Below are 13,029 nucleotides of genomic sequence, written 5' to 3'. Positions count from 1 at the left end.
ATGTGGATAACCCACGGAAATTCAGCATTTTCGCATTTTTCAAATGTCTGCTTTCACTGGTGTTTCCAGGCTTTTTACACGATTCTTCTTACTGAAAGAATTGTCGTATAAGTCGCCGGTGAAATCCCGATTCCCTGTTCCGGGTTCTGTGCATTGACGATCTGACCGTTCCCAATATAAATTCCGATGTGCCCATCATAACAGATCAGGTCTCCCGGCATCGCCTGATCATAGCTTACCTCCACGCCGGCATTGATCTGGTCATACGTTGTCCGTGGAAGACTGATTCCAAAATGTGCAAATACAGACTGTACAAATCCGGAACAGTCTGCCCCATCTGTCAGACTTGTGCCGCCCCAGACATACGGATTCCCAATAAACTGGCATGCATAATCGACGATCACCTGTCCATTTGACGCCGGCTGTGCGGAAACCTCGGTAGTCTCCGTCTGCTGTACATTCCCCTGGACTTCCTGCGTCATCTGCGCTTCTTCAGATTTTCTGGACACTGCATAGGTAAATGCTTCTGCTTCTTCTTTTCCTTCCTGCTGCGCTTCCGTTACCAGATTCTCCGCATACGTCTGCGCCTCTGCTCCTGTCAGTATATATTCTGTTTTTACATATCCGGTGACATCTCCCGACTCGACTGCCGTCCATTCTCCCACAGGACCTGTGATCTTCGCCGCGTATCCCGGATACAGCTTTCCGACATATTCACTTTCCTTTGTCGGTTCGCTTCTGACATACAGAAAACTCGTTACATTGGCAAATGCCATATCTAAATACTCGCCCTTATTTTCCGGTACCAGATAATCCTCAGCTTTAATCTCCCTGTTCTGAGAATAAAAATCCTTCAACACCGCTTCTATCCCTACGCCCGGCATTTTTGCAGCTTCTGCGGTGTCCCCATCTGCTGCCATAACCGAAATTCCCGGAGATACTGTCATCCCCAGAAAAGTAACCAGGAACAATCCTTTTTTTAGATTTGAATGCATAAATCTCCCTCCTTCATGTATTCTTATCTTTTGTAAATGTTACAGAATTGTTACATTTGTTACGGTAATATTATATCAATCAAATTTCACATTGTCAAGTTTTACTCATTTATTTCGTATTACACAGTTCTACACCGTTCTTTATATGCATTGTTTTTTCGTCATATTTGTTACAAATTGTTACATCTCGCTTAACAGTATTTCCATTTTTTATTCTTTTATTCAATATACAATTTTTTATTGACATTATAAGAATATTATTGTACTATAATTTTAGTAATTATTATTATTATCTTTTTTGCAGGAGGTGACATCAATGGCAAATTTAAAATACAGCAGACAGCGTGAGGCTATTAAGGATTATCTTTCCTCTGTTACAACACATCCAACGGCGGATACTGTATATATGCATATCAAAGAAGAATTCCCGAATATCAGTCTCGGAACTGTTTACCGCAATTTAAATCTGCTTGCCGACATAGGCGAGGCGATTAAAATTACAACACCCGATGGCGGCGATCGTTTTGATGCACGTACCAATCCGCATTATCATTTCTATTGCAAGTGCTGAAAGCGAATGATTGATATGGATTTTGATCACATGGATAAGATCAACCAGCTCGCATCCGAAAGTTTCGACGGTCAGATTGAATCACACACCATGCTTTTCTACGGTATCTGCGGTGATTGTTTAAGAAAATCCTGACTATGTGGTATAAATTCAGAAATTTTGAAAAAACTTATCAATTATAGTTGACAAAGACAAATGTATATGTTATCTTAATATCAGTAACAGTTACTAATATTGCTAACTAAAAGAAATCAAATATACTATCAAAAAAAGAAAAGGAGATTATTATTATGAAGAAATTTGTTTGTACAGTATGTGGTTATGTATACGAAGGCGAAGCAGCACCGGAGAAATGTCCAGTATGTGGCGTAGGTGCTGACAAGTTCACAGAAGTAAAAGAAGGCGAAAGAGAATGGGCTGCAGAGCATGTAGTTGGAGTAGCTAAAGGCGTAAGCGAAGACATCCTTGCCGACCTCAGAGCAAACTTTGAAGGTGAATGTTCAGAAGTAGGAATGTATCTTGCAATGGCAAGAGTAGCTCACAGAGAAGGCTATCCGGAAATCGGACTTTACTGGGAAAAAGCTGCTCACGAAGAAGCAGAACACGCTGCTAAATTCGCAGAACTTCTTGGCGAAGTTGTAACAGACAGCACAAAGAAGAACCTTGAAATGAGAGTAGAAGCAGAACACGGCGCAACAGCAGGTAAATTCGACCTTGCAAAACGTGCAAAAGCTGCAAACCTCGATGCAATCCATGACACAGTTCATGAAATGGCAAGAGACGAAGCAAGACACGGAAAAGCATTCGAAGGATTACTCAAACGCTACTTTGGCTAAGCTACAAGCCGAGCAGGGATAAATAGAAGAGCCCCTGGAAGAACGAATTTATTCATTCTTCCAGGGGCTCTTCTATTTATCCCTATTAGGCGACAGCCTGCAGCGAGAAGTAGCGCAGCGCATTCGAGCTGGCTCGACCTCCTATTTCTGGTTCGCCGGCTCCACAGCCACCGTCTTCCCTTTAATTTTCACATTCTTCATCGCGTTCAGTACCTCACGGGCATATTCCCTCGGCACCTCAACAAATGTATACTTATCATACATATCAATCGTTCCGATCAGCTTTCCATCCATTCCGCTTTCCCCGGCGATCGCACCAAGAATATCTCCCGGACGTACTCTCTGCTTCTTACCAATATTGATGAACAGACGTACCATTCCGTCCTCACCTGCACCGGTATCTCCAAATTCCCAGTCATTTTCCTCTGTATTTTTATTATCCTCTGTCATTCCACAGCAGATCTTCAAAAATGCTGCTGCCATATCCATCGCTGTAAATTCAGAATTATTGACACGTTCTTCGATCGCATTGATCATCATATCCAGATCTTCCTGCTCGATCACACGCTCCACATCATCCAGAATATTTTCCATCTTAGTATTCGCAACGTCATTCAGTGACGGAACTTTCTGTGCATAGATCTTCGTCTTGCAGTATCTCTGGATCTCTTTAAGTTTGTAAACTTCTTTTCCTGATACGAAAGAAAATGCTCTTCCTTCGCGTCCTGCTCGTCCGGTACGACCGATACGGTGTACATAATATTCATCATCCTGCGGGAGATCATAATTAAATACTGCTTCTACCTCATCTACATCAATTCCACGGGCCGCCACATCCGTCGCTACCAGTATCTCTGTCTTACCGGTCCGAAATCCCTGCATCACGCGGTCTCTCTGTTCCTGCTTCATATCCCCGTGAAGTCCTGCCGCAAAATATCCGCGTCCGAGAAGTGCATTTACCAGAAGATCTACCTGCTTCTTCGTATTACAGAATACAACCGAAAGCCTTGGTGAATAAATATCAAGAAGTCTGGAAAGAACTTCCTCTTTCTTCTTCGGCTTTACATCATAATAATACTGCTCAATATTCGGAACAGTCAGTTCCTTTTTTGTAACTTTGATCACTTTTGCGTTATTCTGGAATTTCTTCGTAATCTCCATGATCGGCTTCGGCATGGTTGCCGAAAAAAGCACAGTCTGGCGCTCCTCAGGAACACCACTTAATACAAATTCGATATCCTCACGGAATCCCATGTTCAGCATTTCATCTGCTTCATCAAGCACAACCGTGTGTACAAAATCCAGCTTCATTGTCTTTCTGCGCATGTGGTCCATCACACGCCCCGGAGTTCCGATGACGATCTGTGTTCCACTCTTTAAGGAACGGATCTGCTTTACGATATCCTGTCCTCCGTAAATCGGCAGAACCTTGATTCCATGCATATATCTGGACAGGTTGCGGATCTCGTCTGCCACCTGGATTGCAAGCTCTCTGGTCGGGCAGAGAACGATCGCCTGCAGCTTTTTCAGCTTCGGGTCTACCTTTTCCAGAAGCGGGATTCCGAATGCTGCGGTCTTACCGGTTCCAGTCTGTGCCTGCCCGATCAGATCGATCCCGCTAATCATCGCCGGAATCGCCTTCGCCTGAATCGGTGAAGCCTCCTCAAATCCCATGTATCTTACTGCTTTCTGAATCTCTTCCGAAAGCCCCATTTCTTCAAATCTAACTGTTTCCATCCATTATCCTTTCTACTACAATACCAATTACAAATATGACCTTAAACTCCATCATATAAACTCTGCCGGGGCGCATTCTCACGCCTGTGGCGGTCGCTTGCGCCAACTTCCTTATCCGTCGCAATGCACAATAAAAAACTCCTTACTTGGTGACAATACAAGTAAAGAGCATCGTAACATTCGCGTTATATTCTAACAAATAATTTTTAAAAAGTCAATTTTCACTTGCATTTTATGCATAAACGGTATAATATACTCATATACTTAATGTAGTATTGATTACTACATGTAATGGTTTTAATTATTCATCTCTAAGGAGGGATTTATGATGAAAAAGAAACATATTAAAGATCCAGGAAGTGCAATCACACATTTTATCGGCATGCTGATGGCAATTTTCGCCGCATTTCCACTTTTAATAAAAGCAGCCCACGAACCGAGCCGGATTTACCTGATCTCGCTTGCAATCTATGCAGTCAGCCTGATTTTTTTATACGCCGCAAGCACAACCTACCATACCTTTGATCTTTCCGAACGTGTCAACACGATCCTGAAAAAGATCGACCATATGATGATCTTCGTACTGATCGCCGGAAGCTACACACCAATCTGCCTGCTGGTACTGGAACGCAGAACCGGACTTATCATGCTCGCACTTGTATGGGGTATCGCAATCACCGGAATTATTATTAAAGGGTTCTGGGTATTCTGCCCGAAATGGGTATCCTCCGTCCTCTACATTAGTATGGGATGGATCTGTGTCCTCGCATTCAGTCAGATCCTCAACAATCTGACACGTGCAGAATTCGGATGGCTTCTCGCCGGCGGAATCATTTACACAATCGGTGGTGTAATCTATGCACTGAAGCTTCCGATTTTCAACAGTAAGCATAAGAATTTCGGCAGCCATGAAATCTTCCACCTCTTCGTGATGGGCGGAAGTGCCTGCCACTTTGTTGTAATGTATTCTTTATTGTAAACCTTGCATCCTCGAAAAATCCAGAAATCTCACCCCACTAAAGCTGCGGAAGTAATTTTTTATTCCGCGCAAAATGCCGACAGGAGAAGCAAATCTGCTTCTCCTGTTTCATGCCCTACTGCCCCGTCTCTTTATAGCTCATCACCAGCCCAAGCTTCGCCCTCCGCGTCATATGCTTGATCGCATACTCCCGCCGCATCGCCTCTTCCTTTGTCTCAAACTGCTCCAGATACACCAGCTCCACCGGTCTCCTGGATCTGGTGTATTTTGCGCCTTTCCCGGCATTATGCGCTTCCAGACGCTTTTCAATATCATTCGTCCACCCGGTATATAATGTTTCATCCTTGCATTTTAAAATATATGTATAATTCATCGCTTCAAAGAGGGACCAAAAAGCCCCTCTTCCTTTCTTCTGCTCTTATTCTTCAGCCAGATAGTCCATCGGATTGACCGGCTGACCATCTTTTAACATCTCGAAATACAGATTGCAGCCTTCCAGACTGTAATACTTGGTCGGAATCTCCAGATATCCGATCACATTGCCCGCTTCCAGATAATCACCGACTTTCACCTGCACTTCCTTGAGCTGTCCATACATGCACTCGTAGCCATTCCCCATATCCAGTGTCACCGTGATTCCCGTCTGCGCAAAGTTATCAATGGATTTTACAAGACCCGGTGCTGCTGCGATCACGTTATCGTTCACCGCACCGGATATGATCATCGCCGGATTATATCTGTACTGATCCAATGTAGAAAAATATACGGTTTTATCCATACTGTAGCTCATCAGCACATTGCCGTCCACCGGCCACAGAAGCTGGCTGTCCTCCCCGAAATTCAGGTTCATTGCCGTTCCTGCGGTCTGCGTGCTGTCCGTCTCCCATGTATCCATCCGGTTCTCTGTACTTCCATCTGCTGCCGTATTTGCAGCCTGGCTGTCCTCTTTTGTCACAGGTTCTTCATCTTCCAGCGCTTTCTTTGCAATACTGCTTGTCTCTTCCGTATTTCTTTTGATTTCTTCCTCTTTCGCCTGCTGTTCTTCCTCGATCTTTGCCTGCTCATCCTTCACATTTGCCCGGTAATTTCTCCATGTATAGGCTCCTGTAAGCACAATAGCAGCGGCAAAGCAGACCGCAAGACCGATCGACGCTCTTTTTCTCCTCTTATTAGAGGACTGCTGCTTTTTATTCATATTCTATCACCTCTGACAATATTTTTGCCAGAAAATGACCAACTTATTCTCCCTTTTCGTTTTTTTCGATCACAATATCCGTGACCTCTTCCAGACTGACATCAGTGAAAAAATATTGCAGGATTTCTTCGCAGGATTTCCCTTCCTCTGCCATCTTCTCTGCCGTATACTGGCTCATCCCAAGACCGTGCCCGATTCCCTTCGCCGTAACCCTTGTCTGCCCGTCATAATCCTGAAGCGCAAAACATGACGAGGCAAGATGGTAGGTTCTCCGGAATTCTTCACCATTTACTGTTTCACTGCCACAACGGACCTCTGTCACATACCCGGCATTGTCTGTTCCTGTCACTTCCATGTCGCTTCCCTGGATCATGGACACTGTCATCTCCTCTTTTGCCTCCACATCTTCGGGACATTCCCTGCTCTGAAGATACGGATACTCTTCCGAACCAAACACTTCATTTCCAGACCTTGTTTTTCCGTTGCTTAACCGGTGATACGGGGTCAGAATCAGCCTTCCGTCATACATCAGAACCTGTCCCCTTGTCTCATCCCACGCAGCTTTCATCTTCTCATAATATTCCCCATAATGATCTGCTCCCCAGTTGCTCTCCATCTGCTGCCTGGTCCAATATTCCTTCGTCAGGACAGTGCTGGTGCCCTCATCCTGGATGCTTTTGTAAATGCTGGTCCGGATCAACACTGCCTGTGCCTTTAACGCTTCCTCCTCCGCATCTCCCTCAATTTCTTTAGCCAGAATCCCGATCCCATATTCATCCAGCGAAATTTTTCTGTTCTTTTCGTCACTTTTTACGGTCACATACGGGCTCGTCCCATTGTCCTGTGCCAAACTGCTTCTGCCATTCAGCAGAATCGTAACCACATACGGAAGTAATATAAGAATGGCAGCAAAATAGCCTGCCTGTCTGAAGTATTTTCGCATAAATAAAACCTCCCATACCACTGTATGAGAGGTTTTGACTGATTATGCTTCTGGTTTAACTGTAACATAATCCAGTTTCCAGATATTATCAACATATTCCTGAATGGTTCTGTCTGAAGTAAATTTACCACAGCTTGCTGTATTCAGAAGTGCCATCTTAGCCCAACGATCCGGATCTTTGTAAGCTTCTTCCACTTTCTTCTGTGCTTCTGCATAAGAGCGGAAGTCTTTCAGGATAAAGTATCTGTCCGGTCTGTCTCCACCCTGTGTATTCAAAAGTGAATTATACAGGTCGCGGAACATCTCATGGTCACCATGTGAATAAGTTCCATCCATCAACTGGTCAACGACTCTCTTAATATCCCAGTCATTGAAGTAGATCTCCTGCGGGTTATATCCGCCATTATTCTCATAGTTGATAACTTCGTCAGAACTAAGGCCGAAAATAAATGCATTTTCAATTCCAACTTCTTCTACGATCTCTACATTGGCTCCATCCATAGTTCCAAGTGTCGGTGCACCGTTCAGCATGAACTTCATGTTACCTGTTCCGGAAGCTTCTTTGGAAGCGGTAGAAATCTGTTCGCTGACATCTGCTGCCGCGAAGATCCATTCTGCGTTGGATACGCGGTAATCTTCGATAAATACGACTTTCAGCTTTCCATTGATGCTCAGGTCATTATTTACCACATCTGCTACAGAGTTGATCAGTTTGATGATCTCTTTTGCACGGACATATCCTGCGGAAGCTTTTGCACCAAAGATAAATGTTCTCGGATAGAAGGACATCTCCGGATGTTCTTTGATCTGGTTGTACAGATACATTACATGCAGAATATTAAGAAGCTGTCTCTTATATTCATGAAGACGCTTAACCTGTACATCATAAATAGATCTCGGATCGATCTCTACTCCATTGTGTTCCAGAATATATTTTGCAAGACGTTCTTTGTTCTTGTATTTGATATCCATAAATTCTGCTCTTGCCTTCGGATCATCTGCAAGCGGTTTTAATTTTGACATCTGGGACAGATCTGTGATCCAGCCGTCTCCGATGTGGTCTGTTACCCAGTCTGCAAGCAGCGGGTTTCCATGAAGAAGGAATCTTCTCTGTGTGATACCATTGGTCTTGTTGTTGAATTTCTCCGGCATCATTTCGTAGAAATCTTTTAATTCCTGATGTTTCAGAATCTCTGTATGAAGTCTTGCAACACCATTTACGGAGTAGCCTGCAATAATAGCCATATGTGCCATTCTTACCTGACCGTCCATCAGGATAGCCATCTTACGGACTTTATCTTCATTGCCCGGATACATACGGCGAACCTGTTCTACAAAACGGCGGTTAATTTCCTGTACAATCTGGTATACACGCGGAAGCAGTCTTGAGAACAGGTCGATCGGCCATTTTTCAAGTGCTTCTGACATGATAGTATGGTTGGTATAAGCAACCGTCTTTGTTGTTACTTCCCATGCTTCATCCCATCCAAGACCTTCCTGGTCAATGAGCAGACGCATCAACTCTGCAACTGCTACAGTCGGGTGAGTATCGTTCATCTGAATCGTAACTTTTTCATACAGTTTGCGCACATCTTTGTGTTTCTTTTTATATTTATCAAGCATAACCTGAAGACTGGCAGATACAAAGAAATACTGCTGTTTCAGACGAAGCTCTTTTCCTGCATAGTGGTTGTCATTTGGATAAAGAACCTCTACGATCGTTTTTGCAAGGTTTTCCTGCTCGATCGCTTTATGGTATTCTCCTCTGTCAAATGCATCCAATTTAAAGTCTGTGATTGCCTGTGCATCCCAGATACGCAGTGTATTGACTACGTGGTTGCCATATCCTACGATCGGCATATCATATGGAATAGCAAGTACGGATTCATAATTTTCCTGGATGAAATCTTCTTTCTTGGTCTGTTCATTATACTGTACACGAATGGTACCACCAAAACGGACTTCCTTTGCATACTCGTCACGACGAATTTCAAACGGATTGCCATCTTTGAGCCAGTTATCCGGTACTTCTACCTGATAGCCATCTTTGATCTTCTGTTTGAACATACCGTAGCGGTAACGGATTCCACAGCCGTAAGCTGCGTATCCAAGAGATGCAAGTGAATCCAGGAAGCAAGCTGCAAGACGTCCAAGACCACCATTACCAAGTGCTGCATCTGGTTCCTGATCTTCTACCACATTCAGATCAATGCCCATCTCATCAAGGGCTTCTTTTACTTCTTTATATGCAGTCATGTTGATCAGGTTGTTGCCAAGTGCACGTCCCATAAGAAATTCCATTGACATATAATATACGGTCTTTGGATCTTCTTTTTCGTATGTTTTCTGTGTCGCAAGCCAGTCATCTACGATTGCTTCTTTTACTGCATAAGATACTGCCTGGAAAATCTGCTGCGGAGTTGCTTCTTCAATCTCTTTACGATACAGTGTCCGCACATTTTCTTTCACATCATTTTTAAAAGTTTCTTTTTCAAATCTTTTACTGTACATGCTTATATTCCCTTCTCATTTTGCGCAGCGGCAGGGATTATTCTCCCTGCTTTTCTACACCCATATTTACAGCTTCACCGTTGATCTTCCAGTCTTTCACATAGCCTGCAGGTTCAGCCTTTTCAACTGCTACCGCAAGTGTCTCCTGTCCGATCTGCTCTGCATACTCTGCAAATACTTTTTCTGCTTTTTCGCTTCCGTCGTAAGTTACCTTGATCTTGTCCATAACTTCAAATCCGGCTTCCTTACGCATAGTCTGGATCTTACTGATGATCTCACGTACAAATCCTTCTGTCAGAAGTTCTTCTGTCAGGTTTGTATCCAGTACAACGGTGATACCATAGTCACTCTCAGATACATATCCTTCCATCTGTGCCATGTCAATCAGAAGGTCTTCTTTTGTAAGTTCAATTTCCTGTCCATTTACCTGAAGCTTCAGAACACCTGTCGCATTCAGTTCGTCCATAGCAGCATTTCCGTCCAGATTGCTGAGTTCATTTTTGATTCCACCTAACAGTTTACCATATTTTGGTCCAACTGTCTTTAATTGTGGTTTAAATGTATAAGAAGTAAATGCACGAACATCATCTGTAAGTTCGATTTCTTTTACATTCAGCTCATCTGTCACGATATCCTGATAGAACTCCGGCAGATCGGAAGCACCTTTTACGAACATCTTTCCGATCGGCTGACGGTTCTTGATGTTGGCTGTATTACGGCATGCACGTCCCATTACAACGATCTTCAGAACTTCATCCATGTTCTCTTCCAGAGTCTTATCAATATAAGCTTCATTTGCAACCGGATAATCACAAAGGTGGATACTTTCCGGAGCGCTTTCATCTACGCTTCTTACCAGGTTCTGATAAATTTCTTCGGTCATGAACGGGATCATCGGTGCTGCAACCTTTGATACAGTAACGAGTGCTGTATAAAGAGTCATGTAAGCATTGATCTTATCCTGTTCCATTCCTTTTGCCCAGAAACGTTCGCGGCTTCGTCTTACATACCAGTTACTCATATCATCTACGAAGTCCTGAAGTGCTCTTGCAGCTTCCGGAATCTGGTAATTTGCAAGATGATTATCTACTGTCTTGATCAGTGTATTCAGTTTTGATAAGAGCCATTTATCCATTACAGATAATTTGTCATATTCAAGTGCATATTTTGTTGCATCAAAATCATCAATATTAGCATACAATACGAAGAATGCATAGGTGTTCCAGAGTGTTCCCATGAACTTTCTCTGTCCTTCCATAACCGCTTTTCCATGGAAACGGTTTGGCAGCCACGGTGCACTGTTTACATAGAAATACCAGCGGATCGCATCTGCACCGTATGTCTCCAGAGCATCAAACGGATCAACCGCATTTCCTTTGGATTTACTCATCTTCTGACCATTTTCATCCTGTACATGTCCGAGAACGATTACGTTCTGGTATGGTGCTTTGTTGAAGATCAGGGTTGAAATTGCCAACAGAGAATAGAACCATCCTCTTGTCTGGTCAACGGCTTCAGAAATGAACTGAGCCGGGAACTGCTGTTCAAATACTTCTTTATTTTCAAATGGATAGTGATGCTGTGCAAACGGCATGGATCCGCTGTCGAACCAGCAGTCGATAACTTCCGGTACACGGTGCATCTGTTTTCCACACTTCGGACACTTGATTGTTACATCGTCAATATATGGACGGTGAAGCTCGATATCATCCGGGCAGTTGTCTGACATGGATTTCAGTTCTTCAATGCTTCCGATCGAGTGCTGGCATCCGCATTCGCATTCCCAGATATTCAGTGGAGTTCCCCAGTAACGGTTACGGCTGATACCCCAGTCCTGGACATTTTCAAGCCAGTCACCAAAACGTCCTTTACCGATGCTTTCCGGAATCCAGTTGATAGTATTGTTATTTGCGATCAGGTCATCTTTAACTTCTGTCATCTTGATGAACCATGATTCTCTTGCATAGTAGATCAGTGGAGTATCACATCTCCAGCAGTGCGGATAACTGTGTTCAAACTTCGGAGCATCGAAGAGAAGTCCACGATCATCCAGATCTTTAAGTACTTCCGGATCAGCCTTCTTTACAAAGAGTCCTGCAAATGGAGTTGTCTCACCCATATCACCTTTTTCGTCAACAAGCTGCACGAATGGAAGGTCATATTTACGTCCTACTTTTGCATCGTCTTCACCAAATGCTGGTGCCAGATGAACAACACCAGTACCATCTGTCAGAGTTACATAATCATCACAGGTAACAAAGAATGCTTTCTTTTTCTGTTTTGCTGCGCAGTCATATGCACACTGGTAAAGCGGTTCATATTCTTTGTATTCCAGATCTTTTCCTTTGTAAGTTTCCAGAACTTCGTATGCCGGTTTGTCTTCTTCTGCAAATTTTCCAAGAATGGTGTCAAGCAGAGCGCATGCCATATAATAAGTATATCCGTCTGCACATTTTACTTTTGCGTAATCTTCTTCCGGGTTTACGCAGAGTGCGATATTAGACGGAAGAGTCCAAGGTGTGGTTGTCCATGCAAGGATGTATGCATCTTCGTCTTTCACTTTGAAACGAACGATAGCAGAACGTTCTTTGACGTCCTTATATCCCTGTGCAACTTCCTGTGCTGAAAGTGGTGTTCCACAACGTGGGCAATACGGAACGATCTTAAATCCTTTGTAAAGGAGTCCCTTATCCCAGATTTTCTTCAGAGCCCACCATTCAGACTCGATAAAGTTATTATCATAAGTAACATATGGATTTTCCATATCTGCCCAGAAACCTACTGTAGAAGAGAAATCTTCCCACATTCCTTTGTATTTCCAGACACTTTCTTTACATTTATTGATAAATGGTTCTACACCATATTTTTCAATCTGATCTTTTCCGTCAAGGCCGAGCAGCTTTTCTACTTCCAGCTCTACCGGCAGTCCGTGAGTATCCCATCCTGCCTTACGCGGAACCATGTAGCCCTTCATTGTACGGTATCTCGGGATCATATCTTTGATTACACGGGTAAGAACGTGTCCGATATGCGGTTTTCCATTTGCTGTCGGAGGTCCATCGTAGAAAGTATAAGTTTCTCCTTCTTTACGGTTCTCCATACTTTTCTTGAAAATATCTTCTTCATTCCAGAATTTTTCAACTTCTTTTTCTCTGTCTACAAACTTCAGGTCTGTATCCACTTTTTTGTACTTAGCCATGATAAGCTCCTTTCTGAATCAATGACTTTGTATGCATTTTTTGGTATATAGAAAAATGTGCCT

The 13,029-nt window shown here is 43.3% G+C and carries 9 protein-coding genes and 1 pseudogene; 3 read left to right on the top strand and 7 right to left on the bottom strand.

What is annotated here, in order from left to right; all coding sequences use genetic code 11:
- Positions 1-74: 74 nt before the first annotated feature.
- The gene (locus NQ556_RS00185) at positions 75-995 is read right to left on the bottom strand and encodes a C40 family peptidase (RefSeq protein WP_022220328.1); all 921 of its coding nucleotides are present in this window, start codon (positions 993-995) and stop codon (positions 75-77) included.
- Between the two features lie 316 nt (positions 996-1,311).
- Between NQ556_RS00185 and NQ556_RS00180 the strand changes: the two are divergent.
- A pseudogene (locus NQ556_RS00180) lies at positions 1,312-1,701 on the top strand (Fur family transcriptional regulator).
- A gap of 155 nt (positions 1,702-1,856) precedes the next feature.
- On the top strand, positions 1,857-2,402 hold the full coding sequence (locus tag NQ556_RS00175) for an NADH peroxidase (protein ID WP_008375550.1): 546 nt from the start codon (positions 1,857-1,859) through the stop codon (positions 2,400-2,402).
- A 141-nt stretch (positions 2,403-2,543) separates the two neighbouring features.
- Here NQ556_RS00175 and NQ556_RS00170 read toward each other — a convergent pair whose 3' ends face one another.
- Positions 2,544-4,139: a DEAD/DEAH box helicase gene (locus tag NQ556_RS00170; RefSeq protein ID WP_008375551.1), complete on the bottom strand. Its 1,596-nt coding sequence runs from the start codon at positions 4,137-4,139 to the stop codon at positions 2,544-2,546.
- A 325-nt stretch (positions 4,140-4,464) separates the two neighbouring features.
- Between NQ556_RS00170 and trhA the strand changes: the two genes are divergently transcribed.
- Positions 4,465-5,118, top strand: a complete 654-nt coding sequence (gene trhA, locus NQ556_RS00165) for a PAQR family membrane homeostasis protein TrhA (RefSeq protein WP_008375553.1) — start codon at positions 4,465-4,467, stop codon at positions 5,116-5,118.
- A 115-nt stretch (positions 5,119-5,233) separates the two neighbouring features.
- Here trhA and NQ556_RS00160 read toward each other — a convergent pair whose 3' ends face one another.
- From NQ556_RS00160 to ileS, 5 genes are read right to left on the bottom strand one after another with little or no spacing between them, the layout of a single operon-like run.
- Positions 5,234-5,491 carry a GIY-YIG nuclease family protein gene (locus tag NQ556_RS00160; RefSeq protein ID WP_055155688.1) on the bottom strand — a complete coding sequence of 86 codons (258 nt, stop codon included), beginning with the start codon at positions 5,489-5,491 and terminating at the stop codon, positions 5,234-5,236.
- A 45-nt stretch (positions 5,492-5,536) separates the two neighbouring features.
- Positions 5,537-6,313, bottom strand: a complete 777-nt coding sequence (locus tag NQ556_RS00155) for a M23 family metallopeptidase (RefSeq protein ID WP_008375556.1) — start codon at positions 6,311-6,313, stop codon at positions 5,537-5,539.
- Positions 6,314-6,356: 43 nt separating this feature from the next.
- Positions 6,357-7,256, bottom strand: a complete 900-nt coding sequence (locus NQ556_RS00150) for a SpoIID/LytB domain-containing protein (protein ID WP_008375558.1) — start codon at positions 7,254-7,256, stop codon at positions 6,357-6,359.
- Positions 7,257-7,298: 42 nt separating this feature from the next.
- Positions 7,299-9,767, bottom strand: a complete 2,469-nt coding sequence (locus tag NQ556_RS00145) for a glycogen/starch/alpha-glucan phosphorylase (protein ID WP_008375560.1) — start codon at positions 9,765-9,767, stop codon at positions 7,299-7,301.
- A 37-nt stretch (positions 9,768-9,804) separates the two neighbouring features.
- The gene (gene ileS / locus NQ556_RS00140; RefSeq protein WP_008375563.1) at positions 9,805-12,966 is read right to left on the bottom strand and encodes an isoleucine--tRNA ligase; all 3,162 of its coding nucleotides are present in this window, start codon (positions 12,964-12,966) and stop codon (positions 9,805-9,807) included.
- Between the last annotated feature and the right edge of the window lie 63 nt (positions 12,967-13,029).

The sequence above is a fragment of the Coprococcus comes ATCC 27758 genome (assembly GCF_025149785.1).
Classification (GTDB): Bacteria; Bacillota; Clostridia; order Lachnospirales; family Lachnospiraceae; genus Allocoprococcus; species Allocoprococcus comes.
The sequence above is the reverse complement of the archived record's forward strand: the minus strand, read 5'-3'. Positions and strand labels throughout refer to the sequence as shown.

What these genes read in the sequence shown, in the direction of transcription:
- trhA (WP_008375553.1), top strand. Translation starts at nt 4,465, where the DNA reads ATGATGAAAAAGAAACATATTAAAGATCCAGGAAGTGCAATCACACAT.
- NQ556_RS00150 (WP_008375558.1), bottom strand. Translation starts at nt 7,256, where the DNA reads ATGCGAAAATACTTCAGACAGGCAGGCTATTTTGCTGCCATTCTTATA.
- ileS (WP_008375563.1), bottom strand. Translation starts at nt 12,966, where the DNA reads ATGGCTAAGTACAAAAAAGTGGATACAGACCTGAAGTTTGTAGACAGA.
- NQ556_RS00155 (WP_008375556.1), bottom strand. Translation starts at nt 6,313, where the DNA reads ATGAATAAAAAGCAGCAGTCCTCTAATAAGAGGAGAAAAAGAGCGTCG.
- NQ556_RS00185 (WP_022220328.1), bottom strand. Translation starts at nt 995, where the DNA reads ATGCATTCAAATCTAAAAAAAGGATTGTTCCTGGTTACTTTTCTGGGG.
- NQ556_RS00170 (WP_008375551.1), bottom strand. Translation starts at nt 4,139, where the DNA reads ATGGAAACAGTTAGATTTGAAGAAATGGGGCTTTCGGAAGAGATTCAG.
- NQ556_RS00160 (WP_055155688.1), bottom strand. Translation starts at nt 5,491, where the DNA reads ATGAATTATACATATATTTTAAAATGCAAGGATGAAACATTATATACC.
- NQ556_RS00175 (WP_008375550.1), top strand. Translation starts at nt 1,857, where the DNA reads ATGAAGAAATTTGTTTGTACAGTATGTGGTTATGTATACGAAGGCGAA.
- NQ556_RS00145 (WP_008375560.1), bottom strand. Translation starts at nt 9,767, where the DNA reads ATGTACAGTAAAAGATTTGAAAAAGAAACTTTTAAAAATGATGTGAAA.